At 69.9% G+C, this 24,587-nt stretch carries 18 protein-coding genes; 12 read left to right on the top strand and 6 right to left on the bottom strand.

Features of this window, described 5'->3' with window-relative positions:
* Positions 1–47 precede the first annotated feature (47 nt).
* On the bottom strand, positions 48–1,385 hold the full coding sequence (locus ACIHCQ_RS28390) for a multidrug effflux MFS transporter (RefSeq protein ID WP_399668153.1): 1,338 nt from the start codon (positions 1,383–1,385) through the stop codon (positions 48–50).
* 66 nt (positions 1,386–1,451) lie between these two features.
* On the opposite strand from ACIHCQ_RS28390, the gene ACIHCQ_RS28395 reads away from it, so the two are divergent.
* Positions 1,452–2,480, top strand: coding sequence for a Gfo/Idh/MocA family protein (locus ACIHCQ_RS28395; protein WP_399668156.1), 1,029 nt, complete (start codon positions 1,452–1,454; stop codon positions 2,478–2,480).
* Here ACIHCQ_RS28395 and ACIHCQ_RS28400 read toward each other — a convergent pair.
* Positions 2,467–4,101: an alkaline phosphatase D family protein gene (locus tag ACIHCQ_RS28400; RefSeq protein ID WP_399668158.1), complete on the bottom strand. Its 1,635-nt coding sequence runs from the start codon at positions 4,099–4,101 to the stop codon at positions 2,467–2,469. The two genes, ACIHCQ_RS28395 and ACIHCQ_RS28400, sit on opposite strands and share 14 nt — an antisense overlap.
* Positions 4,102–4,225: 124 nt before the next feature.
* Between ACIHCQ_RS28400 and ACIHCQ_RS28405 the strand changes: the two genes are divergently transcribed.
* Positions 4,226–5,002 carry an SDR family oxidoreductase gene (locus ACIHCQ_RS28405; protein WP_399668160.1) on the top strand — a complete coding sequence of 259 codons (777 nt, stop codon included), beginning with the start codon at positions 4,226–4,228 and terminating at the stop codon, positions 5,000–5,002.
* Positions 5,003–5,150: 148 nt separating this feature from the next.
* Positions 5,151–8,501 (top strand): S8 family peptidase, encoded by a 3,351-nt coding sequence (locus ACIHCQ_RS28410; RefSeq protein WP_399668164.1) that lies wholly within the window; start codon positions 5,151–5,153, stop codon positions 8,499–8,501.
* 95 nt (positions 8,502–8,596) lie between these two features.
* Here ACIHCQ_RS28410 and ACIHCQ_RS28415 read toward each other — a convergent pair whose 3' ends face one another.
* From ACIHCQ_RS28415 to ACIHCQ_RS28425, 3 genes are all read right to left on the bottom strand, one after another.
* Entirely contained in the window at positions 8,597–9,799 is a 1,203-nt protein-coding gene (locus tag ACIHCQ_RS28415; RefSeq protein WP_399668167.1) for a cytochrome P450, read from the bottom strand.
* Complete coding sequence (locus tag ACIHCQ_RS28420) at positions 9,796–10,410, bottom strand: TetR/AcrR family transcriptional regulator (RefSeq protein WP_399668170.1); 615 nt, start codon at positions 10,408–10,410, stop codon at positions 9,796–9,798. The genes ACIHCQ_RS28415 and ACIHCQ_RS28420 overlap by 4 nt, the downstream gene beginning before the upstream one ends.
* Positions 10,411–10,472: 62 nt before the next feature.
* On the bottom strand, positions 10,473–11,705 hold the full coding sequence (locus ACIHCQ_RS28425; RefSeq protein WP_399668174.1) for an MFS transporter: 1,233 nt from the start codon (positions 11,703–11,705) through the stop codon (positions 10,473–10,475).
* A gap of 71 nt (positions 11,706–11,776) precedes the next feature.
* On the opposite strand from ACIHCQ_RS28425, the gene ACIHCQ_RS28430 reads away from it, so the two are divergent.
* The 8 genes from ACIHCQ_RS28430 (at position 11,777) to ACIHCQ_RS28465 (ending at position 20,620) form a co-directional block, all read left to right on the top strand.
* Positions 11,777–12,796: a GlxA family transcriptional regulator gene (locus tag ACIHCQ_RS28430; RefSeq protein WP_399668177.1), complete on the top strand. Its 1,020-nt coding sequence runs from the start codon at positions 11,777–11,779 to the stop codon at positions 12,794–12,796.
* A 67-nt stretch (positions 12,797–12,863) separates the two neighbouring features.
* Positions 12,864–13,799: a hydroxymethylbilane synthase gene (gene hemC, locus ACIHCQ_RS28435; protein WP_399668180.1), complete on the top strand. Its 936-nt coding sequence runs from the start codon at positions 12,864–12,866 to the stop codon at positions 13,797–13,799.
* Between the two features lie 220 nt (positions 13,800–14,019).
* Positions 14,020–14,679, top strand: a complete 660-nt coding sequence (locus ACIHCQ_RS28440; RefSeq protein ID WP_399668183.1) for a choice-of-anchor M domain-containing protein — start codon at positions 14,020–14,022, stop codon at positions 14,677–14,679.
* A gap of 104 nt (positions 14,680–14,783) precedes the next feature.
* Positions 14,784–15,860 (top strand): choice-of-anchor M domain-containing protein, encoded by a 1,077-nt coding sequence (locus ACIHCQ_RS28445; RefSeq protein WP_399668186.1) that lies wholly within the window; start codon positions 14,784–14,786, stop codon positions 15,858–15,860.
* A complete protein-coding gene (locus ACIHCQ_RS28450; protein ID WP_399668188.1) occupies positions 15,857–17,389 on the top strand; it encodes an anchored repeat ABC transporter, substrate-binding protein in 1,533 nt (510 codons plus the stop codon). Before ACIHCQ_RS28445 ends, ACIHCQ_RS28450 begins: the two co-directional genes overlap by 4 nt.
* 5 nt (positions 17,390–17,394) lie before the next feature.
* On the top strand, positions 17,395–18,990 hold the full coding sequence (locus ACIHCQ_RS28455; protein WP_399668191.1) for a choice-of-anchor M domain-containing protein: 1,596 nt from the start codon (positions 17,395–17,397) through the stop codon (positions 18,988–18,990).
* Positions 18,987–19,730, top strand: a complete 744-nt coding sequence (locus tag ACIHCQ_RS28460; protein WP_399668194.1) for an anchored repeat-type ABC transporter ATP-binding subunit — start codon at positions 18,987–18,989, stop codon at positions 19,728–19,730. Before ACIHCQ_RS28455 ends, ACIHCQ_RS28460 begins: the two co-directional genes overlap by 4 nt.
* The gene (locus ACIHCQ_RS28465; RefSeq protein ID WP_399668198.1) at positions 19,727–20,620 is read left to right on the top strand and encodes an anchored repeat-type ABC transporter permease subunit; all 894 of its coding nucleotides are present in this window, start codon (positions 19,727–19,729) and stop codon (positions 20,618–20,620) included. The genes ACIHCQ_RS28460 and ACIHCQ_RS28465 overlap by 4 nt, the downstream gene beginning before the upstream one ends.
* A 210-nt stretch (positions 20,621–20,830) precedes the next feature.
* Here the strand turns inward: ACIHCQ_RS28465 and ACIHCQ_RS28470 are convergent, their stop codons facing one another.
* Complete coding sequence (locus tag ACIHCQ_RS28470) at positions 20,831–23,113, bottom strand: ATP-binding cassette domain-containing protein (RefSeq protein ID WP_399668201.1); 2,283 nt, start codon at positions 23,111–23,113, stop codon at positions 20,831–20,833.
* A 201-nt stretch (positions 23,114–23,314) separates the two neighbouring features.
* On the opposite strand from ACIHCQ_RS28470, the gene ACIHCQ_RS28475 reads away from it, so the two are divergent.
* Complete coding sequence (locus tag ACIHCQ_RS28475) at positions 23,315–24,544, top strand: alpha-hydroxy acid oxidase (protein WP_399668204.1); 1,230 nt, start codon at positions 23,315–23,317, stop codon at positions 24,542–24,544.
* The last annotated feature ends 43 nt before the right edge of the window (positions 24,545–24,587 follow it).

A 24,587-nucleotide genomic window follows, 5' to 3' on the forward strand; every position in this document is an offset into this window, starting at 1 on the left:
AGTTCATGAAGCAGTAGTTCATGAACTACCGCTTCATGAAGCAGTGTTCATATCGCCTGGGCGCGGCGCTCCCACGGACGGCACAGCCCCAGGAAGCAGCCCAGCGCGCCCAGAGCGCACACCACTTGCACCACGGCCATCGGAACCGCCGTCTCCTCCCCCGCGATCCCGACGAGCGGGGAGGCAACGGCGCCGATGAGGAACGAGGCCGTGCCCATCAGTGCGGACGCCGAGCCCGCCGCGTGCCCGGTACGCGTCAGGGCCAGGGCGTTCGTATTGGGCAGCGTCACGCCCATCGCCGACATCAGTACGAACAGGGCCGCGGCGACGGGGAAGAGGCCCACCTTCCCGAAGACCCCAGTGGTCATCAGCAGCAGCGCGGTCGCGGCCAGCGCGACGGCGGCCAGCGCGAAGCCGAGCACCTTGTCCATGCTGATCCGGCCCATCAGCACCCTGCCGTTGATCTGGCCGCCGGCGATCAGGCCGATGGAGTTGAGGCCGAAGAGCAGGCTGAAGGCCTGCGGGGACGCGCCGTAGATCTCCTGCACCACGAACGGCGAGGCGGCGACGTACGCGAAGAGCGCGGCGAAGGCGAGGCCGCCGGTGAGCAGGTAACCGGTGAAGAACCGGTCGGCCAGCAGTCCGCGCATCGTACGCAGTGCCTGGCCGACGCCGCCGCTGTGCCGCCGCTCCGGGGGCAGGGTCTCGTGCAGCCACTTCACGGCGACGAGGGTGAGCAGGATGCCGACGACGGTGAGGACGACGAAGATGCCGCGCCAGTCGGTGAACCGCAGCACCTGGCCGCCGATCAGCGGCGCGATAATCGGCGCGACGCCGGAAATCAACATCAGGGTGGAGAAGAACCGGGCCATCTCCACGCCGTCGTAGAGGTCACGGACCACCGCGCGGGCGATGACGATACCGGCCGCGCCCGCGAGCCCCTGCAGCAGCCGGAAGCCGATCAGGAGTTCGGCGGTGGGGGCGAACGCGCACATGGCGGTGGCGACGACGTACAGGACCATGCCGGTGAGCAGCGGGCGTCGGCGGCCCCACTTGTCGCTCATCGGGCCGACGACGAGCTGGCCGAGGGCCATGCCGGCGAGGCAGGCGGTGAGGGTGAGCTGAATGGTCGCGGCGCTCGCGTCGAGGGACTCGGTCACCGCGGGCAGGGCCGCGAGGTACATGTCCATGGAGAGCGGAGTCAGCGCGGAGAGGCCACCGAGGACGAAGGTGACGAGGAGACCGGCGCGGCGGGCTGCGACGAGGGGCGGGGCCGCGGCCTGTGCGAGTTCGGGAGCGGATGCGGATGCGGAATCGGGTGCCCGGTCGGCGTGGGATATGTGTCCTGGCGTGGTTCGGCCGCTCTCCGGCATCAACAGCTCCATTTCCTTGAATGCGCATCTATGCTCTCAGCTCATCCGGAATGGTCGAGACCGTATTTTGGGGTGGGCATGAGCAGGACTGTGCGCTGGGGTGTGCTGGCGACGGGCGGGATAGCGGCAAGGTTCACGGCTGATCTGCTGCGATTGCCGGATACAGAGGTGGTGGCGGTGGCATCCCGCACCGAAGCGTCCGCCAAGGCGTTCGCCGATCAATTCGGGATCGCCAGAGCGTACGGAGACTGGGCGTCGCTCGCCGCCGACGAGGACGTCGACGTGGTGTACGTGGCGACCCCCCACTCGGCGCACCGCGCGGCGGCCGGGCTCTGCCTGGAGGCCGGAAAGGCGGTGCTGTGCGAGAAGCCGTTCACGCTGAACACCGCCGAAGCGGAGGAGCTCGTCGCCCTGGCGCGGGAGCGTGGCAGCTTCCTGATGGAGGCCATGTGGATGTACTGCAACCCGGTGATCCGCGCTGTCGCGGACCTCGTACGAGACGGGGCGATCGGCGAAGTCCGTGCCGTACAGGCCGACTTCGGTCTGCAGGGCCCCTTCGCGCCTGACCACCGGCTGCGTGACCCGGCGCAGGGCGGCGGCGCGCTGCTCGACCTCGGCATCTACCCGGTCTCGTTCGCGCAACTGCTGCTCGGCGAGCCCGACCGCGTACAGGCGGAAGCACTGCTCTCCCCCGAGGGCGTCGATCTCCATACGGGCATGCTGCTCGGCTGGGACTCGGGCGCGACGGCGCTGCTCTCCTGCTCGATCACGGCGGGGACACCGGTGACGGCTTCGGTGACGGGCACGACAGGCCGTATCGAGCTGCCGCACGGCTTCTTCTTCGCGGACCGGTTCACGCTGCACCGCGACGGGCGGGAGCCGGAGGAGATCGTGACGGAGGGCTGGCACGACGGCCTGCACTACGAGGCAGCGGAGGTGATGCGCTGTGTGCGGGCGGGCGAGACGGAGTCGCCGATGGTTCCGCTGGACGGCACCCTGGCCGTGATGCGGACGCTCGACGCGGTACGTGACCGCATCGGCGTCCGCTATCCGGGAGAGGCCACAGAGGACCGGGCAGTGCCGGCTATGGGGGCTATACGGGCTTGAGGCCCGGGTCACCCGCCTCGGTCACGAACGACGCGGCGGTGGTGAGGGGCGCCCCCGGCGTGGTGACGGCGGTGACGGTCTTGAAGTCGGTGCGCGCCTGCTGCTCGCCGAGCGTGATGGTCAGATAGCCGCGGCGGCCGTTGTAGAACCGCAGGTGCGGGTTGGCCTGGGTGAGGTTGTCCCAGTTGGCGGGCTTGTCGGCGCCGTCCTTGCCGCTGGTGATGGACGTGGCGACGAGTTCGGTGCCGACGGTCCGTGAGGCCGGGTCGTTCCAGTCCTTCTTCAGGTCGAAGCCGTATCCGACATGCACATCGCCGGTGAGGACCATCAGGTTCTCGATGCCCGCCGCCTCCGCGCCGGCCAGCAGGCGGTCGCGCGAGGCGGTGTAGCCGTCCCAGGCGTCCATGCTCACATTGAAGACGGGCGTGGGCAGGTTGCGCCGCTGCGCGAAGACGACCTGCTGCGGGACGACGTTCCAGCGTGCGCGGGAGCTCTGCCACCCGTCCAGCAGCCAGCGCTCCTGCTCCGCTCCGGTCATGCTGCGCGAGGGGTCCGCGGTGTCGGGTCCCGGGGTCTGCCAGCCGTCGCCGTACGCCTGGTTGGAGCGGTACTGGCGGGTGTCGAGGATGTCGAACTGCGCGAGCTGCCCGAAGTGCAGGCGGCGGTAGAGGCGCATGTCGGGACCGTCGGGCTGCTGGGGGCTGCGCAGCGGCTGGTTCTCCCAGTACGCGCGGTAGGCGGCGGCCCTGCGCAGCAGGAACTCCTCCGGCGGTACGTCGTTCTCGGGGATTCCGTCCGCGTAGTTGTTCTCGGTCTCGTGGTCGTCCCAGGTGAGGACGAAGGGGTGCGCGGCGTGCGCGGCCTGGAGGTCGGGGTCCGACTTGTAGAGGCCGTAGCGCAGCCGGTAGTCCTCCAGGGTGACTGTCTCGCGGTTGAAGTGGGCGGGCAGCCGGCGGTCGGTGTAGTTGCGCGCGCCGCCGACGGCGGTGACGGCGTACTCGTAGAGGTAGTCGCCGAGGTGGAAGACGGCGTCCAACTCTTCCTCGGCGAGATGCTTGTACGCGGTGAAGTAGCCGTCGTGGTACGCCTGGCAGGACACGGCGGCGAGGCGCAGTTCGCTGATGCGGGCGGAGCGGGCGGGGGCGGTGCGGGTCCGGCCGGTCGGGCTGATCCAGTTACCGGCGCGGAAGCGGTAGTAGTACGGGCGGTCGTTGTCGAGGCCGCCGACCTCGACGTGGACGCTGTGGTGGAACTCCGGGTGGGCGGTGACGGAGCCACGTCTCGCGATGCGGGTGAAGCGGGGGTCGTGGGCGAGCTCCCAGCGCAGCTGGATCCTGGCCTGGGGCAGGCCGCTGTCGGGCTCGTACGGGCGGGTGGCGAGGCGGGTCCACAGCAGTACGGAGCCGGGCTGCGGGTCGCCGGAGGCGATGCCGAGCGTGAAGGGATCCTCGGTGATCTTCTTGGCGTCGAGCTCGGCCGCCTGGGCCGTGCCGGGCAGATTGACGGCGAAGGCGAGCGCGGCGGCGGCGCCGGTGACGGTGAGGAACCTGCGGCGGCCGATGTGGCGTGCGGCGGCCCTGAACTCGGGTGCGTGTGTGTCGCGGCTCTGCGAGTGAGTCATGTGCCCCTCCCCTGTGGTGTTTTGTCAGTCGCATTGGAGTGGGGCGCGACGACCACAGGTTGTCAAGGACACAACATCCGGGTGGCCGCCGGATGCCATCCACACGCCGGTACGCTGCGCGTTCATGAATTCAATGGCTTCAACGGCGAGGGACGCGAGGGTCGCGGTAATTACGGGAGCGGGCTCGGGCATTGGCCGGAGCGTCGCACTGACGCTGGCGGAGGTCGGCTGGTCGGTGGCACTGGCGGGCCGCCGGGCACAGGCGCTGGAGGTGACGGCGGCGCTGGTGGGGCGGGGGCCGGAAGTGCTGTGCGTGCCCACGGATGTGACGGCGCCTGAGGAGGTGGCCGCGCTGTTCGCGGCGGTACGGGAGCGGTACGGCCGCGTGGATCTGCTCTTCAACAACGCGGGCACGTCGGGGCCGGCGGGCGTGCGGTTCGAGGACCTGACGTACGAGGGGTGGCGCAAAGTGGTGGACGTGAACCTGACGGGCGCGTTCCTGTGCGCGCAGGCGGCGTTCCGGGCGATGAAGGAGCAGACGCCGCAGGGCGGCCGGATCATCAACAACGGCTCGATTTCGGCGCATGTGCCGCGCCCGAACTCGGCTCCGTACACGGCGACGAAGCATGCGATGACGGGGCTGACGAAGTCGCTGTCGCTGGACGGGCGGGCGTACGGGATCGCGTGCGGTCAGATCGACATCGGCAACGCGGCTACGGAGATGACGGCGCGGATGCGGACGGGAATCCTCCAGGCGAACGGGGAGTTGGCGGCGGAGCCGGTGATGGACGCGGGGGATGTGGCGCGAACGGTGCGTCATATGGCGGAGCTGCCGCTGGAGGCGAATGTGCAGTTCGTGACGGTGATGGCGACGGGGATGCCGTACATCGGGCGGGGCTGACAGCGGCTCTTTCCGGCCGGACGGAAAGTGACATACAACGTTCCGCACGGGCCTTGGACTCTTCCCACTGGGATCATTTGGTCCCCTCTGCGCTCAACAACAGCAACGAGGGTGAAAGTTGCAGCACACGAAACGCAGCCTCATTGGTGTGGCCGTCGCCGTGACGGCGCTGGCGCTCACCGCCGGATTGACCACTCCGGTACTGGCCGCCGCACCCGCGGAGACGAAGCCGGGCGACACGGCCACGGCCACCGGTACCGCCACCGCCACCGCCACCGCCACACGCTGGATCACCTTGCTCACCGGCGACACGGTGGCCGTCGACGCGAAAGGTAAGCCTGTCCAGATCGTCCATGGCAAGGGACGCGAGTCCATTCCCATCAGCATCCAGCGGACCAACGACAGCACGCTCGTCATCCCGCACGACGCACAGCGACTGATCAACGAGGGCCGCGTCGACGCCCGGCTGTTCGACGTCGCCGAGCTCGGCAAAGCCGAGTACCGGAAGCGTGAGAGAACCGGACTGCCGCTCATCGTCAGCTACGAAGGCTCAGGCAGTAAGTCGACCCAGGCAAAAGCCTCCGAAGCCGCGAAATCCCGGCTCCGCGCCAACGACGCGGCGAAGGTCGACCGGTCCTTCCCGCGGCTGAACGCGGACACGGTGAGCGTTCCCGCCAAGGAGACAGAAAGTGTCTGGGAGACACTCATCGACGCTTCGGGGTCCGGTACGGCCCCCGGCATCGAGCGGATCTGGCTCGACAGCATCCAGAAGGCCAGTCTGGACAAGAGCGTTCCGCAGATCGGCGCGCCCGAGGCGTGGGCGAAGGGATATGACGGGAAGGGCGTGCGGATAGCGGTCCTGGACACCGGAGTCGACGAAACCCATCCGGACCTTCAGGGCCGGCAGGAAGCCGAGCAGAACTTCTCCGACGCGGCGGACGCCAAGGACCGCGTCGGCCATGGCACCCATGTGGCCTCGATCGCCGCCGGGACGGGCGCCAAGTCGGAAGGAAAGTACCGGGGCGTTGCTCCCGGCGCCCGCATTCTCGACGGAAAGGTGCTGGACGACAAGGGCAACGGATGGACGTCCGGCGTTCTCGCCGGCGTGGAATGGGCCGCCGCCCAGAACGCCGACGTGATCAACCTCAGCCTCGGCGGCCCTGACACTCCGGAACTCGACCCGCTGGAAGAGGCCGTCAACAAGCTCTCCGCCGAACGCGGCATCCTCTTCGTGACCGCCGCGGGCAATTCCGGCCCCAAGCCGGGCAGCATCGGCTCGCCGGGCAGCGCGGACGCCGCGCTCACCGTGGCCGCCGTCGAAAAGAACGACTTCTTCGCGGGCTTCTCCGGCCGTGGGCCGCGCCTCGGCGACGGAGCGCTCAAGCCGGACATCACAGCGCCCGGTGTGAACATCGTCGCCGCCTCCGCACCCGGCAGCATCATCGCGGAGCAGGAGGGCGAGGACCCGCCGGGCTATGTCGCCCTCTCGGGGACCTCCATGGCAACGCCGCATGTGGCGGGCGCCGCCGCGCTGCTCAAGCAGCAGCACCCGGACTGGACGAGCAGAGAGCTCAAGGCGGCCCTTGCCAACAGTGCCAAGCCGGGTGACGCAGACGTGTTCGCCCAGGGCAACGGCCGCGTCGACGTGGCCGCGGCGCTGAAGGCCACCGTCATCGCCGAACCCGCCTCGGTCAGTTTCGGAACGCAGTCCTACCCGCACACCGACGACGAGCCGGTGACGAAGAAGGTCACGTACCGCAATCTCGGCAGCGAGCCCATCTCCCTCGACCTGTCGATAACGACCGTAGGCCCCGACGGCAAGCCGGCAATCGCAGGCATGTTCACGCTGGCGGCTCAGCAGGTGACCGTCCCCGCGGGCGGCACAGCCGAGGTCGACTTGACCGCCGACACCCGGCTGGGCGGTGACCTCGACGGTGAGTACGGCGCGACCGTGACGGCCACGGGCGGGGGCCAGACGATACGCACCGCGGCGGCGGTGGAGCGACAAGTGGCGTCGTACCTCGTGACGGTCAATCACGTGGACCGCAACGGCAAACCGTCCGACGACTACGTAGCCGCGTTCTCCGGCCTTACCGGGCCCGGCACCGCGAAGGATTACGCCGACTACGACAGCGACGGCAGCTACACGGTACGGGTGCCCAAGGGCGTCTACGTCCTCGGGGGGACGATCTGGACCCTCATCGGGGATGACGCCTATCGCTCCGACCGCATCTACGCGCCCAATTTCGTGGTCTCCGAGGACACCACGGTGACCTTGGACGCCCGGACCACCAAGCCCGTCAACGTCACGGGACCCGACCCCGCTGCCGCGAGCAGGAGCGCCACCACCTACTTCGATCTGGTCACCCCCGGCCTCGAGTTCATGAGCGGCCATGTGACCGCTTCATTCGAAAACTACGGCAGCGCACACCTCGGCCCGGAGTTGGCCCTGGCGGACAGCACGCTGTACGAGCAGTTCAGGACGAACTCGGAGAAGGACTCGAAGGAATATCAACTCGCCTACGGAGGACTGGTGACTCGGCTGGCCTCCGGTTACCAGCGCCATGCCGAAGCCGGCGACCTCGCCGAAGTCACGGTGAGGTCCGGTGCGTCCGTCCCCGGCAAGACCGGCTGGTTGCTCCTGATGCCCCAGGACGACGGCTCCAACGGCAGCTCCCTCGGTACCAGCAGGAGTCAGCAACTGCCGGCTGTCACGACGTCGTATGTGAACACCGCGGGCACCACCTGGGAGTTCTGGCTGGAACAACGCTCCAACAATCCCTTTACCCTGCCTGAGACCATGTACCAGACCGAACCGAAGACGTACGAGGCGGGGAAGAGGTACCGGCAGGACCTCGGCATCGGCGTCTTCGGGCCAACAGTCGGGAACTGGCGGGGAGTCTTCCGCGAGGGCGACGCGATCACCGGCTGCCTGCCCTTCTTCGCGGACAGCGACGGCAGCACAGGCCAGTATTCAGCTTCTGACGCGGGGAAGACGACCCTCTACCGCGAGGGCGTCGAGGTCGGATCCGTCGCGGAGCCGATGGACTGCCAGAGCAAGCCCTTCAGGGTAACCGCGGACAAGGCGAACTATCGCCTCACCTCCACCGCCACCCGGCGCGACGATATCGCCGCAACCTCCACCGAGGTCACCGCCACCTGGACGTTCAACTCCCAGCAGACGACGGCCCGCACCGCACTGCCCATCTCCGTGGTCCGCTTCACACCGCGACTCGACGCCGACTCCACGGCCAAGGCCGGGGCACTCACCAAGGTCCCGATAACGGTCCAGGGTCCGGCGGCGGGCAAGAACCTCAAGTCCCTCACCATCGAAGCCAGCTACGACGGCAAGACCTGGAAGAAGGTCCCCGTCATCAAGGGAGCGATGCTCGTACTCAACCCCAAGGCCGGACAGGGCATCTCCTTCCGGGCCACCCTCTCCGACAAGCAGGGCAACACCCTCACGCAGACCATCCGCAACGCCTACCTGGGCAAATGACCTCCAGGTCATGACACCCGTGACATGACACCAAGGGCGGCCCGGCGGAGCGCGACTCCGCCGGGCCGCTCCTCGTCAGGGCATGTCGAAGCGCGTTACTCCCCGAACCGCACCGGCAAGTACTTGATGCCGTTGATGAAGTCCGACCGCATCCGCTTCGGCTCCCCTGTCAGCTCCATCGCCGGATATCTGCGCAGCAGCTCTCGCGTCAGCGACTTGATCTGCGTACGCGCGAGCCCCGCCCCCAGGCAGAAGTGCGGCCCTCCGCCCCCGAAGGTCAAGTGCTCGTTCGGGGTGCGGCGGAGGTCGAAGGTGTCCCCGTCCGGGAACACCGACTCGTCACGGTTCGCCGAGGTGTAGTACAGCACCGCCTTCTGCCCCGACTTGATCGGCACGCCCCGCATCTCGGTGTCCCGCGTCGCCGTCCGCCGGAAGTTGTGGATCGAGCCGTTCCAGCGCAGGAACTCCTCCGTCGCCGTCGTCCACAGCGCCTCGTCGTCCAGCCCCGCCACCAGCTCCGCCCGCGCCTCCGGCTGCTCGATCAGCGTCAGGGCCGCCCCCGCCAGCAGGTTGCGCGTCGTCTCGTTGCCCGCCACGCACAGCGTCACAAAGAACATGTCGATCTCGTGCGCGCTCAGCCGCTCCCCCTCCACCTCCCCATGGACGAGCGCGCTGAGGATGTCGTCGCGCGGGGACTCACGGCGCGACGCCGCGAGCGCGTCGCAGTACGCGTAGATCTCCGCGGCAGCGTTCTGCCCGTCCTCCGGCGAGGTACTGAAATCCGGATCCTGGAAGCCCACCATCCGGTTGCTCCACTCGAAGACCCGGTCCTCGTCCGCCTCCGGGACGCCGACCATTTCGCAGATCATCTGCAACGGCAGCCGGGCCGCGAGCTCCTCGACGAAGTCGACCTCGTACCCCTTCCGCGCCACGGAAGAGGCCAGCTCGGCCGCCCGCCGCTGGATGTCCTGGGAGAGTTTGCGGATCATGCGCGGCGAGAAGGCGGTGGACACCAGCCTCCGGTAGCGCGTGTGCTTGGGCGGGTCCATCCCCACCAGAGTGAGCCCCAGGCTCTCCAGCGCGGCCGGTGTCTGGTCCCGGATGAAGAAGGAGCCGAGCTCCACCGACCACAGTTCGGGGTCGCGGCTCGCGGCGATGATGTCCTCGTGCCGGGTGAAGGCGAAAAAGCCCTGGTTGTCGGGTACTTCGTGCCAGTGGACCGGGTCCTCGCGGCGCAGCCGCGCGAACTGCTCGTGCGGGACTTCCCTCGCCCAGGTGTCCTCAAGGAGGTCGATCACGGCTCTGCTCCTCTCGTGGAGAGGCCGAGCAGTCCGCTCAGCCCGTCGATGATCAACTGCTGTGGCATGGCTCGCGGTTCGAGCCGGTACTGCATCGCGCAACCGAGGAGCGCGCCGAGGACCAGACCGCCGGTCTCCTCGGGCGAGCGGGGCAGTACGGTTCCGGTGGCGGCGGCCCAGTCGGCAAGCCCCTCGCCGAGCTCGGCACGTATCTCCGCATAGCGCTCGGCCAGTCGCGCGCCGACGAGCGGGTCCCGGGCCCCGTACAGCCAGAGCTCGACCTCCAGCAGCAGCCAGGCGTCGCCGCGGTCCTCGGCGGGGCGGGTGATGCTCTGCCACATCGCGGCGAAGTGCGTGCCGGGGTCCGGCGCCCGCGAGAGCGCGCCCGCCAGTTGGCCGACGGTGCGTTCCTTCCACACCTCGAGGAGGGCGAGCAGCAGCCCCTCCTTGCCCCCGAAGTGGCTGTAGAGCGCGCCGGTGGTCCGGTCCGCCGCGTCCGCGACCGCCTCGGCGGAGACCCCGTGGAATCCCTTGCGTGCGAAGAGATCGGCGGCGGCGTCGATGAGCCGCGCGCGGGTCTCGGACTTGCGCTCTGCCTGGGTACGCGCCACGGGGCCCCCGGGAAATATCGGTCCGACGATATATCCCAGTCACTCACCGATCTGACGGGTCGTCAACCCTTCTCGCGCGGGGAAGACACAGGGAAGACACGCCTTGGGGCACAGATCAAAGCCAGGGCCGCGACACCAGCCGTCAGAAGAAACGCAGCGCGCAGTCCGTAGGTTTCGGCATACGTGCCGACCAGCGCGGGTCCCGCGATGGTGCCGAGCCCCAGAAAGAAGACGGTGACGCTGAAGCCTGCGGACGGCTGTTCGGGGAAGACGCGGTAGCTCCACACCGCGAGGACCCCGGAGCCTGCCATGAAGCACGGCCCGTACAGCAGCGCGGAAGCGGCGACGGCGGGCAGCGAGCCTGGGGCGAGGCCGAGCAGGGCGACCGCGACGGCGATGCCGGTGAAGAGGCCCATATGGACGCGGCGCAGCCCGTATCGGGTGACGGCGTGCCCGGTCAGCGCGCCCGCCGTGCCCGCCGCGCCCATCAGGGACCAGAACAGCGGCGCGGTCGCCGAGCCGGTCCCTGCCGCGCCCGTCCCCGCCGCGCCCGTCCCCGCGGCCCCGCTGATCGCCTCGACGGCGAAGGACCAGTAGACGGCTCCCACCAGCCCGTACAGAACAGCGGTGAGCAGCAGCGGCAGCGCGCTTCGGCGGTACGCCGGCCGGCCCGCCCTCGCCGTCGTACGGATGGCACCCCGCGGCAGGACGCGCGCATTGTACGCGCTTGCCGCCAGTGCCGCGAGGGTGAAAAGCAGCCAGACGTAGCGCCAGCCCGTGCCGGGCACGAGCAGTGCCAGCAGCGCCAGCGGTCCCGCGATCACGACGGCGAAGGCGGTGCCGCTGGCGATCGTGCCCATGACCTGCTCCCGACGCCCGGCGGGCACCATCCGGTCGACGGCGTCGGAGTACGGGGCCCAGGCCCAGCCGGAGCTCGTACCGGCGAGCACGAGCCCGGTGATCAGCAGCCCTGGCCCCTGGGCGAGCGCGACAAGACCCATGCCGACAGCTGCGGAGAGCCCGCCGACGAGAACGAGCGGTCGCGGGCCAAAACGCGCCACAAGGCCGCCGACCAGCAGCAATGCCGCCAGGTAGCCCGCGTAGGTCGCGCTGCCGATGAGCCCGACGAGCGAGACGGAGAGCCCGAACTCGCTGCGCAGCTCGGGGAGGAACAGCCCGTAGCCGTACCGCGCGAAGCCGAAGGTCACGCCGATCGCCGAGACCCCCGCGAGCGCCAGCCGGCCCGGCGCGGACTCGGTGCGTGAGTCGGTGCGTGAGTTCATTGCTGTTGCCATGTCTCCACCCTCCGAGCCGGGGCCGGGGCCGCACCATTGGCGTAAACGTCAGCTTCCCCTAGATTTACGCCATGGCACTTCGTGTGGCAGTGACGCTGTTGGAGAAGACCTCGCTGTTCGAGCTGGCCGTGCCCTGCGCGGTATTCGCGGGCGAGGGCTACGAACTGGTGCTGTGCGCCACCGCTCCGGGCGGCGAGCAGCGCGCCCCGGGCGGTCTGCGCCTCACGGCCGAGCGCGGGCTCGACGCACTCCGCGAGGCGGATCTGATCGTGATCCCGGCCTGCATGATGGACGGCTATGAGCCGCCGGGCGAGCTCCTCGACGCGCTGCGCGAGGCCCACGCGCGCGGGGCGCGGATCGCCTCGCTCTGCTCGGGCGCGTTCGTGCTGGCCGCGGCGGGGCTGCTGGACGGCCGCCCGGCGGCGACCCACTGGATGTACGCGGACGAGCTGCGCCGCCGCTACCCGTACGTACAGGTCGACGACCGTTCCCTGTACGTCGACGACGGCTCGGTCCTCACCAGCGCGGGCACCGCCGCCGCCATCGACCTGTGCCTGCACATCGTGCGCGGCGACTACGGCACGGCAGCGGCGGCGGAGGTGGGCCGCCGGATGGTCGTGGCCCCGCACCGGGAGGGCGACCAGACCCAGTACGCTCCGCCGGGCATCCCCGCGCCGCCGTCCCGCACAGAGGGCGGGCCGGGTCTGGCACCCGTACTGGACTGGGCGCTGGCCCGGCTCCACCGGCCGCTGACCATCGGCGAGCTGGCGTCCCGGGCCGGGATGAGCACGCGCACCTTCGGCCGCCATTTCGCGTACGAGGTCGGGGCCACCCCGCTGAAGTGGCTCAACCAGCAGCGGCTGGCCCGGGCGCGGGAGCTGCTGGAGACGACGGACCTGCCGGTGGACACGGTGGCGGAGCGCAGCGGCCTGGGCAGCGGGGACAGTCTGCGCCAGCACTTCCACCGGGCGCTGGCGACGACACCGGGGGCGTACCGGCGTACGTTCCGGATGGCGGGCGCGGCCCACCCGGCCCACCCGGCCCACGCGGCCCAGGCCCACCCGGCCCACCCGGCCCACCCGGCATCGTGATCCCGAAACGCCCGGCTCGGCCCGGCCGCGCACGCGATGCCCTCGCGCACCGCCTATGGTGTAGGGCATGTCCGCGCCTGAGCTGATCCGTATCGTGTCCCGCTCCTCGCCCATGGCACTGGCCCAAGTGGAGCGCGTACGCGCCGAATTGAGCGCCCAGCACCCCGGCATCCGTACGGAGGTCGTCCCCGTCACGACCTCCGGCGACCGGTGGATGGGCGACCTCGCGAAGCTCGGCGGGAAGGGCGCGTTCACCAAGGAAGTGGACGCCGCCCTGATCGCCGGAGAAGCCGATCTGGCCGTGCACTGCGTGAAGGACGTTCCCGCCGACCGCCCCCTCCCGGCCGGTACGACCTTCGCCGCCTTCCTCAAGCGCGACGACATCCGCGACGCCCTGATCCACCCCGGCGGCCTGACGCTGGACGAGCTGCCCGCCGGTACCCGTATCGGCACATCCTCGGTCCGCAGGATCGCGCAGCTCGCCGCCTCCCACCCGCACCTGGAGTGCGTGCCGATGCGGGGCAACGCCAACCGCCGCCTGGAGAAGCTGGCGTCCGGCGAGGCGGACGCGCTGCTGCTCGCGGTGTCCGGGCTTGAGCGCATCGAGCGCATGGACGTCGTCACCGAGGTCCTGTCGGTCGACACGATGTGCCCGCCCATCGGCGCGGGAATCCTCGCCCTGCAGTGCCGCGAGGACGATACGGCGACGATCGACGCCGTCAGCGGCCTCGGCGACCCCGCCGCCCACCGGGAGGCCACCGCCGAGCGGATGTTCCTCCACGTCCTGCAGGGCCACTGCAACTCGCCGATCGCCGGGTACGCGCGGGCCGAACGCAGCGGCGATCTGTCGCTGCGCGCCCGCGTCTTCACACCCGACGGCAAGACGGTGCTCAACGCGCACGAGTGGGCGGGCCCGCTCGACCCGGCGACGCTCGGGACCTCGGTGGCCGTCGCGCTGCTGCGCCAGGGCGCCCGCGAGCTGATCGACCACATCGCCCACTGACGCGGGACCCTGCCTGACACACAACCCGACCTGACGCAGGACCCGGCCTGACGCAGACCCGGCGCCGGGTCACAACTCCTTCACAGCCACCATCAGACGTCCGCCATCCCGCAGTACCCCCTTGCAACTTATAAATGAAAACGATTATCGTTGCGGTTGATCGCGGACACTCAACGCGTCGTCTCACGCATCGCATCATTCGCTTCAAGGGGGGCTTCTTTTGCGTACCTTCACGCGCGCTTTCACCGTCGCCGGTTCCGTCGCCGCAGCCATCGCTGTCGCCGGACTCAGCTCCGCTCACGCGGCAGCCGCCGCCGTCACGCTGACCAAGGGCCACGTCGACGTACTCGACGTCGAGTACGCCGATGGCGAGCTCGAACTGCACGTACACGACGAGTCGGTGACCCCGGACGTCGAGTACGCGCCCGCCGATGCCGTCCTCCAGGCGCTGCCGGGCTCGGCGTACACCGTCCCGAGCGGCACGTGCTACAGCCACCTCGGCACCGCCGGTTCCACCGTCTACCGCCTGCCGCAGACCGAGAACGTGAACCTGCTGTGGCCGGGCATCTCCGGTGAGCACCTCGCCGGAGGCGTGTTCCAGAGCGACCGGGTGCAGGTCAAGCTCGTCTCGGTGGCCGGCCCCGGCAAGCTCACCGTCTACAAGAACGGTCTGTGCCCGAGAAGCAACCGTTACTACGACAGCACCGACGCCGCCCTCACCAACACCAGGAACGTCACGGCGGGCGAGCACGACCACGCCAACTGGGTCTTCACCAAGACCGGTACGTACACCGCGACCTTCGAGGTCAGCGGCACCCTGACGAACGGCGCGACGGTCGCCCCCGCGTCGGCGACCTACACCTTCAAGGTCGGTTCCTGACCCAAGGGACCACATGGTCCCTCCGCCTCCGTGCCCGGGGAGCGGGCCCGCTCCCCGGCCGCGGCCGTGGTCCACTGAACTCACGCTCGAAGGAGACGCCCCGTATGCGGGCCTCACTATCGCGACGTACCGCGAGAGCCGCCGCTCTGACGGCCGTACTGTCCCTGCTCGCCGCCGCACCGCTCGCGCTCGCGGGCGCAGCCGAAACCCCGCCGAGGGAAGCACCGCCCGGAGAGCGGGCCGTGCTCAACGGCGGCCACCTGGACATGGCCGCCCGGATCGGCGGCGGACAGCTCCAGTACCGGATCAAGGACGGTACGGTCGCGGGCGCGCCGGTGTGGCGCGAGCCCTCCGATGTCCTGCTGCACTTCGATCCGCGGCACGAGATCGTGGTCCCGCCGCGCGAGGACGTGCCCCAGTTCGAGGGGATCGGCGAGCCCGGCGAATCCCTCTGGGTCGACAAGGACTTCGAGGTGGAGGAAGGGCTGCTGTGGCCCGGCTGGAACACCACGGAGATCCTGCCCGCCGACATCACGGGACCGGTCAAGGTCACCTTCCCGAAAATCGAGGGGCCGGGACGGTTCATCCTCGGCCTGTTCGAGGAAGACCCGCAGTGGGGCACCCGTATCGGCATCACCATCGACAGTGCCAAGACCGACCCGGGCTCGGTGGAGCTGCCCGCGTTCACGCATGCCCATCCGTTGTGGATCTTCGATGCCAAGGGCGTCTACCGGATCACGATGGAGCTGAGCGCCACCCTGCCTTCGGGGGTCACGGTCACTGACCGGGAGACGCTGGCCGTGGCTGTCGGGGATGTGGACCCGTCGACGGTCGTACCGGGTGACGGGATACCGCGCCCGACGCCGCCTCTGCCCTCTACTACCCCGCCCTCTACTACCCCGCCCTCGACGCCGCCTCCCTCGCCGACGCCGACCACGACCTCGACGCCAACACCGACGCCAACACCGACTCCGTCGCCGACGGATCAGCCCTCGCCGACACCAAGTGCGAGCGTGAGCGCGAGCGCGACTTTGTCGGCCATCGGAGGATTCGCGCCTGCGGGCGGCAGCCTGGCGGCAACCGGCACCGGTGTGGCGTTGCCCGCCGGGATCGCCGTCGCCTCGGTGATGGCAGGCGGCGTGGCCGTCCTGTTCACCCGTGGAAAGCGAGCGGCTCGATGAACCGCCGTACAGCCGCCGCGGCAGCCGTCACCGCCGCCGCCCTGCTGGCCGGCGGTTGCGGTGCGTCGTCGGACAACGGCTCCGGCAACGCCGAGCTGACGGTCTCCACGACCACCGCGATCATCGCCGACCTGGTCCGCAACGTCGGTGGCGACCGCGTCGATGTGACCTCCGTGGTGCCGCACCACGGCGACCCCCACTCGTACGAACCGAGCCCCGGCGACGCGGTCAAAGTCACCAAGGCGGATCTCGTCTTCAGCAACGGGCTGCTCCTCGAAGAACCCGGGATCATGAAGCTGATCCACACCAACGCCCCCAAGCGCACGCCGAAGGTGCCGATCAGCGAGAAGCTGGAGCAGTACGGCGGCACGGTGATCAAGCTCAAGGAGGATCTCGGGCTCGATGTGCTGTGGCTGGGCTGGGCCGTCGAGGGCGAGGTCGCGGGCGACGGCTCCCAGGTCCGTACGACCGCCACCAAGCTCGAAGGACCCGGCGACCTGCACGTCTACCTGTCGGACACGCTGGGCAATCCGAAGAGCTATATCGACTCCACCGACGGCTTCGACGCCAAGGACTCGTTCGCGCTGCCGCCCGAGGCCCACACCCACGTCAACTGGGTGTTCAGCGAGCCGGGCACGTACAAACTCACCGTGCGGGGCCAGACCGAGACCCTGGACGGCAAGGCCGCGCCGATCGGCAGCGGTACCGTCACCTTCGCCGTGGGCGGCACGGGCAAGGCTCCGGCTGCCGGGAAGGCCGTGCTCGACGGCGGGCACGCGGACGTCGCGCTCAACGCGCAGACCAAATCCGTGTACGTACGCTCCGACGACCCCACGACGGGCAAGCGGACGAACCATCCGGCCGACTCGGTCGTGCTGTCCGTACCGGACCGGGCCAAGGAGACCGTCCCCAAGGAGGGCGCGTTCCGTTTCCTCGGGAAGCCGGGCGCGGACATCTGGGTGCTTCCGCAGGCGGTCATCGGCAAGCACGTCCACGGCGAAATGGATCCGCATGCCTGGGAGGACGTCGCCAACGCCGAGGCGTACGTACGGCGGATCGAAGCCGAGCTGATCAAGGCCGACCCGGCGGGCGAGGCGGAGTACAGGCGCAACGCCCAGCGGTATCTGAAGCAGCTGGCCCAACTGGACGACGAGGTGGCCGCGAAGCTGGCCGCCGTGCCCACGGCCAACCGCAAGCTCATCACCACGCACGACGCCTTCGGTTACCTGGCGAAGGCGTACGGCATGGAGATCGCGGGCTTCGTGGTGCCCGTGCCGAACCGGGAGCCGAGCGCGGCGGAGGTCGAAAGACTCCGCGACACCATCCGCGACAAGAAGGTCCCCGCGGTCTTCCTGGAGCCGAATCTCGCGGCGCGGGCGGACATTCTGCGCCGGGTCGCCGAGGACGAGAACGTCGACATCTGCACCATTTACGGCGATTCCTTCGACGACAAGGTCCACGACTACGTCTCGATGATGCGCCACAACGCGAAGGAACTGGCCCGCTGTCTGGGCCAGGAAGGGAGTTGAGCCCGATGAGGCTCGTACGGAACGGCGGGGTCGCCCTCGCGGCGGCGGGCGCCCTGGCCCTCGGCGGAACGGCCATGACGGTCCCGGCCGCCCCGCCGGACGAGGAGAGCATCGCGTCACCGGTCGTGGCGCCCGTCGTGGCGCCCATTGCCCTGGTCGACGGGGCGCTGAGCCTGGGGACCGGCGGCGTACTCGACATTGACGACACGCACCGCGTGGCGGGGCCGGACGGCACGGACCACTGGGAGCTGACGCCCGCCTGGGACACCACGGGCGTGCCGCTCGGCGCGGTTCGCGGCGACGGCGTGCGCTGGTCGCTGACCGGTGTGGAGGGTCCTGGCGCGCTGAAGGTGTATGAGGGTGAGAGTGAGGGTGAGGAGCCCGTCGTACGGTTCGACAGCACGGACGGGCTGCCGGACGGCTACGACCTGCCCGCGGGGGGTCGCGGGGAGACGCGCTGGGCCTTCGACACCGCAGGCACGTACCAGTTGATATTCACGGCAGAGGCGGACAGCGAGGGCCGGCCCCTGGCCGCCGAGACCCGGTACACCGTACGGGTGGGGGACGCGGCCCTGGTCCCCGTCCCGGCCGACCCCACGGCCCCGCCCGCCGAGCAGCCCGCACCTGCGCCCGCCCCCGCGCCCGCCCCCGTCAACGGCGTACGCACGGTCCCGAAGGCTGTCACGGCCGCAGCCGCCGAGCCGGTGGAGACCGCGAAGAAGGTCCTCGACCAGGGACATATCGACCTCGCCGCACGGGTGGTCGACGGGAAGATGCAGATCCACATCAAGGACGGCACAGTCCCGGGCAAGACGACATGGCGCGAGCCGTCGTCCGTCGTCCTGCATGTCAAGCCGGCGGCGAAGCAGCAGGTTCCGGCGTCCAAGGACTTCGCGTTCCTGGGGAAGGCGGGCGATCCGGTGTGGCTGCTCGACCAGGTGCAGCAGCCGGATCTGCTGTGGCCTGGCTGGTCCACGGAGAACATCGCGGCGGGCGCGGCCAAGGGCGAGGTGGAGTTCAAGCTGACGAAGGCCGAGGGGCCGGGGAACTTCGCACTGTTCAACTATGACGGCTTCTCGGGTGCGACGGTCAGGTTCAACAGCCGGGACGGGGTGCCGGACGCCTTCGGTGTACCGCAGAACACGCACGCGCACGGCGGCTGGGCCTTCGGCAAGGAGGGCGTGTACAAGCTGACGCTCGCGATGTCCGGGACTCTGGCCAACGGTACGAAGGTGAGCGACACGGAGACGCTGGCCTTCGCGGTCGGCGCGACCGACCCGAACTCGGTACCGGTGGGCGGCTCGACGGGAGGCAGCAGTAGCACGGGAGGCTCCTCCACCGGGGGCACCGCGACGGGCGGCTCCGGGTCGACCGGCGGATCCTCGACCGGCGGCGGTACGGACGGCGGCACCACGGGCGGCACCACGGGCGGTACGACTACGGGTAGCACCGGCGGCTCCACCGGGGGCGGCTCCATGGCGTCCACCGGCGCGGGCTCCCCCCTGCTCATCGGCGGCACGGCCGCCGCGCTCGCCGCCGTCGGCGCCGGTTTCGTCTACGTCACCCGCCGAAACCGCCGAACCGGCAGGCGTACCGCATGACCGCCTCTGACGGGCCGCTACTGCGGGTCGATTCCGTCCACGTCGCCCTCGGCGGTCGTACGGCCGTGGAGGACGCGTCGCTGACGGTGTCCGGCGGAGAGCTGGTCGGTCTGCTCGGCCCGAACGGCGCGGGGAAGACGACCATCCTGCGCGCCGTACTCGGGCTCGCCGCCACGTCGTCCGGCAGCGTCACCGCCACCGGACCGGTCGGCTATGTGCCCCAACAGCACGACTTCGCCTGGGACTTCCCCATCGATGTCGCGGGCGCCGTGCTCAGCGGGCGCACCCGGACCATCGGCTGGCTCCGGCGGCCCGGTGCGCGCGACCGCGCGGCGGCCGATGAGGCGCTGGAGCTGGCCGGTCTGACCGGCCTGCGCCGCCGCCCCATCGGCGAACTCTCGGGCGGGCAGCGCCAGCGCGTCCTGGTGGCGCGGGCGCTCGCGGCCGAGCCCCGGCTGCTGTTGCTGGACGAGCCGTTCACGGGTGTCGATGTGCCCACTCAGGATCTGCTCAATGAGCTGTTCGGCCGACTGGCCGCAGATGGCAAGGGACTGCTGATGACCACCCACGACCTGGCCGCCGCCGCACGCACCTGTACGCGGGTGGTGCTGCTGAACCGTACGGTCGTGGCCGAGGGCGGGCCCGAGCTGCTGGCCGACCCGCAGCAGATGCTGCGCGCCTTCGGCCTCGACCGCGCGATCACCACAGAAGCCGGGACCGGGACCGGGGCCGCGGCATGACCGAGCTGCTGGCCTTCTTCACCGACCCCTGGCAACTTCCCTTCATGCGGCGCGCGTTCGCGGTCGCCGCGATCGTGGGCCTGGTGTGCGGAGTGGTCGGCGTATACGTCGTACTGCGCGGCATGGCGTTCATCGGCGACGCGGTGGCCCACTCCGCGTTTCCCGGGGTGGCGATCGCGTACGCCTTCGAAGGCAATCTCCTGCTCGGCGGCGCGGCGGCCGGAGTGACGACGGCCGTGCTGATCGCCTTCGTCTCGCAGAACCGGCGGCTCAAGGAGGACACCGTCATCGGCGTCTTCTTCGCCTTCGCCTTCGGCCTCGGGATCGTGCTCGTCTCGACGCGCGACAGCTGGACGACGGACCTGTCGTCGTTCCTGTTCGGGCAGGTCCTGGCGGTCGACGCGTCGGACGTATGGCGGGTGGCGATCATCGGCGCGGTGCTCGTCGCGGTCGTGCTGGCCCTGCGCAAGGAGCTGATCGCGGTGAGCCTCGACCGCGAGACGGCCCTCGCGGCCGGGCTGCCGGTCCTGCGTCTGGACCTGACGCTGTACATCGTCGTGACGGCGACCATCGTGATGTCGCTGGAGGCAGTGGGCAACATTCTCGTCCTGGCCCTGCTCATCACCCCGGCCGCCACCGCCCGGCTGCTGACCGAGCGGCTGTGGGCGATGACGCTGATGGCCTCGGTGTTCGGCTGCGTGGGCAGCCTGGCGGGGCTGTACGTCAGTTACGCGTACGACCTGGCGGCAGGCGGCTCCGTCGTCGTCGTCCTGACCGGGATGTTCGCGATCGCGTGGGTGCTGGCGCCACGGCACGGGCTGGTGGCCCGGATGCGTACGACCGCCACGGGCGGCCCCCGGACCGGGGACCGCACCGTTCTCAGCGGTTAGGGCGTGTTTGAGAAGTCCCTCCCCCTGGACTTCGTCCGGGGGGACCCCCAGCCCCGCGACGCCTGGCACGCGCACTCGCGGTGTTGTCGGAGTCGCCCAAGTACTCCCCCAGAGCTCCGCCTGGGGGTGCCCCCACCGCCTTGCGACTGCACGCACCAGACGCCGCAGGGCCCGCCCTACGGGCGGACGGCGCTACTTCTCAAACACGCCCTAGGCCCCCACGTACTCGCGCAGGTGCTGCGCCGTAAGGGTGTCCGCGGTGGCCACGAGCTCGGCCGGCGTGCCGGTGAACACCACCGTCCCGCCGTCGTGGCCGCCGCCCGGACCCAGGTCGATCAGCCAGTCGGCGTGCGCCATCACGGCCTGGTGGTGCTCGATGACGACGACCGTGGCGCCCTCGTCCACCAGCCGGTCCAGCAGGGCGAGCAGCTTGTCCACATCGGCCATGTGCAGGCCGGTGGTGGGCTCGTCCAGGATGTACGTCGAGGACTTCTCGGCCATGTGGATGGCCAGCTTCAGCCGCTGCCGCTCACCGCCCGAGAGCGTGTTGAGCGGCTGGCCGAGGCGCAGATAGCTCAGGCCGACATCGTTCAGCCGCCCGAGAATCGTGTGTGCCTGCCCCGAGGGGAAGAACTCGTAGGCCTCGGCGACCGACATCGCGAGAACCTCGCTGATGTTCTTGCCGCGCAGGAGGTACGTGAGCACCTCCGGCGTGAACCGCTTGCCCTCGCACGCCTCGCACACCGACGCCACGCCCGCCATCATCGCCAGGTCGGTGTAGAGAAGCCCGAGCCCGTTGCAGTTCGGGCACGCCCCCTCCGAGTTGGCGCTGAACAGCGCGGCCTTGACGTCATTGGCCTTGGCGAAGGCGGTCCGGATCGGGCCCAGGAGACCGGTGTACGTCGCCGGGTTCGAGCGGCGCGAACCGCGGATCGGCGACTGGTCGGCGGTGACCACGCCCTCGCGGCCCGCGAGGTAGCCGTGGATCAGCGAGCTCTTTCCGGAGCCCGCCACTCCGGTGACCACGGTGAGGACGCCGAGCGGGACGTCGACGGTGACGTCCTTGAGGTTGTGCAGGTCGGCGCCCTTGATGGACAGCTGTCCCCGGTGCCCGCGGACGTGACTACGCAGCTGAGCCCGGTGCTCCAGATGGCGTCCGGTGAGCGTGTCGGAGGCGCGCAGCCCGGCGACGTCCCCGCTGTAGCAGATCTCGCCGCCCGCCTCGCCCGCGCCGGGTCCCAGGTCCACCACATGGTCGGCGATCGCGATCACTTCGGGCTTGTGCTCCACCACGAGCACGGTGTTGCCCTTGTCGCGCAGGAGCAGCAGCAGGTCGTTCATGCGCTGGATGTCGTGCGGGTGCAGGCCGATGGTGGGCTCGTCGAAGACGTACGTCACGTCCGTGAGGCTGGAGCCGAGGTGCCGCACCATCTTCACGCGCTGCGCCTCGCCGCCGGAGAGCGTGGAGGCGGGCCGGTCCAGGCTGAGATAGCCGAGCCCGATCTCGACCAGGGATTCGAGGAGGTGGCGCAGATTGGTGAGCAGCGGGCCCACGCCGGCGTCGTCGATGGTGCGTACGAACTCGGCGAGCGCACTGATCTGCATCGCCGAGCAGTCGGCGATGTTCACACCGTCGATCTTCGAGGACAGGGCGGCGCGGGTGAGCCGCGAGCCGCCGCACTCCGGGCACGCGGTGAAGACCACGGCCTGGTCCACGAAGGCGCGGATATGGGGTTGCAGCGCCTCGCGGTCCTTGACGAGCCAGCTCCGCCGAATCCTGCCGATGAGGCCTTCGTAGGTTTGGTTGCTGGTGCCGACCTTGACCTTGATCTGCTCCTTGTGGAGGAGGTCCTGCCACTCCTGGTCGGTGAAGTCGGCGAGCTTCTTGTCCGGGTCGAAGAAGCCGGACGCGGCCATGATCGACCAGGGCCAGGAGTCAACGGCGTGGCCCGGGACGGATATGGCGCCTTCGTTCAGGGATTTGCTCCGGTCCACCAGCCGGTCAACATCGATGTCCGTGACCTGGCCGAGCCCCTCGCACTTGGGGCACATGCCCTCGGGCACGTTGAAGCTGAAGGCGCCGGAGGTGCCGATGTGGGGCGTGCCGAGCCGGCTGAAGATGATCCGCAGCATGGTGTACGCGTCGGTGGCGGTGCCCACGGTGGAGCGGGAGTTGGCGCCCATCCGCTCCTGGTCCACCACGATCGCGGCGCTGAGATTGTGCAGGGCGTCGACGTCCGGGCGGCCCAGGCTCGGCATGAACGACTGGAGGAAGGCGGTGTATGTCTCATTGATCAGGCGCTGCGACTCGGCGGCGATGGTGCCGAAGACGAGGCTGGACTTGCCGGAACCCGATACGCCGGTGAAGACGGTGAGGCGGCGCTTGGGCAGGTCGATGTCGACGTTCTGGAGATTGTTCTCGCGGGCTCCGCGGACTTGGATCGCGGTGTGGCCGTCCGCGGGTATGTGGTCGCTGGAGGGTGCGGCGGGCATTCATACGTCCTTTACTGGGTACGGCGTGCGCGTGCGCGTGCGGCAGTGCGGGTCTGTGCCCACAGATCGCGCCGGCGCCCCATGATGGCACCGAGCACTGACAACGCCTGGATCGCACGGGACAGGGCGTGGTGTCGGGTGATTCACTGGGTCGGACTCGGATGATCACACACCGCTGCACGAGGGATGGGGAGAGGCAGCATGACCGAGAACCACCTTCGACGCGGGCTCCCCCGCTGGACGGAACTGGCTCCGCTGCTGCGTCCCCGGCCAATGGCGCTCCGCGGTGCACCGCGCAGACTCGCCGCCGCCGCGACCGTCGCGGACCTGCGCGCTCTGGCCCGCCGACGGACACCGAAGGCCGTCTTCGACTACACGGACGGCGGGGCGGGCGACGAAATCTCCCTCGCCCGCAACCGAGAGGCATACGGGCGCATCGAGTTCCGGCCGAGCGTGTTGCGCGATGTGTCCACGGTCGACGCCTCGACCTCGATACTGGGCAGCCCCTCTGCGCTGCCGATCATCTTGGCCCCGACAGGTTTCACCCGGATGATGCACCATGCGGGAGAGATCGCCGTCGCCCGAGCCGCCGCCGGAGCCGGTATCCCGTACACGCTGTCCACTATGGGCACCACTTCGGCCGCCGAGCTGGCGGCTGCGGCGCCCGGCACACGGCGGTGGTTCCAGCTCTATCTCTGGCGGGACCGCGAGCGCAGCCTGGAGCTCATCGGTCATGCCGGGGCGGCCGGTTACGAGGCGCTGATGCTCACTGTCGACACCCCCGTCGCCGGTCAGCGGCTTCGCGACGTCCGCAACGGTATGACCATTCCGCCCGCTCTCACGGCCAAGACCTTCCTGGACGGTGCCATGCGGCCGTGGTGGTGGGTGAACCTACTGACAACCCGGCCGCTGGAGTTCGCCTCTTTCCACAGCTGGAACGGTACGGTGGCCGACCTCGCCGACCACATGTTCGACCCCGCCGCCACGATCCGGGACATCGCGTGGCTCCGAGAGGTGTGGCCCGGCAAACTCATCGTGAAGGGCATTCAGAACGAGGAGGACGCCCGCGCGGTCGTGGACGCCGGTGCGGACGCGCTGGTGGTCAGCAACCACGGCGGACGCCAACTCGACCGGGCCCCGGTCCCGCTTGAGGAACTGGCTTCGGTGGTGCGGGCGGTCGACGGCCGCGCGGAGGTCTATGTCGACGGCGGTGTGCTCTCCGGTGCGGATGCCGTGGCGGCGGTGTGCCTGGGCGCCGACGCCGTACTCGTCGGCCGGGCCTACCTCTACGGACTCATGGCGGGCGGCGAGCCGGGGGTCCGCCGGGTCCTCGACATCCTGTCCGCGGAAGTGCACCGGACCATGCAACTGCTCGGCGTCACCTCGACCGACGAGCTCAGAGCGGAACGGGTCCGGCTTCGTCCGCGTTGAGGGACTGCCCCCCGGCCGGGTCGTACGGCCGGGTCATACGGCC

The organism is Streptomyces sp. NPDC052236, assembly GCF_044548015.1.
Taxonomy (GTDB): domain Bacteria; phylum Actinomycetota; class Actinomycetes; order Streptomycetales; family Streptomycetaceae; genus Streptomyces.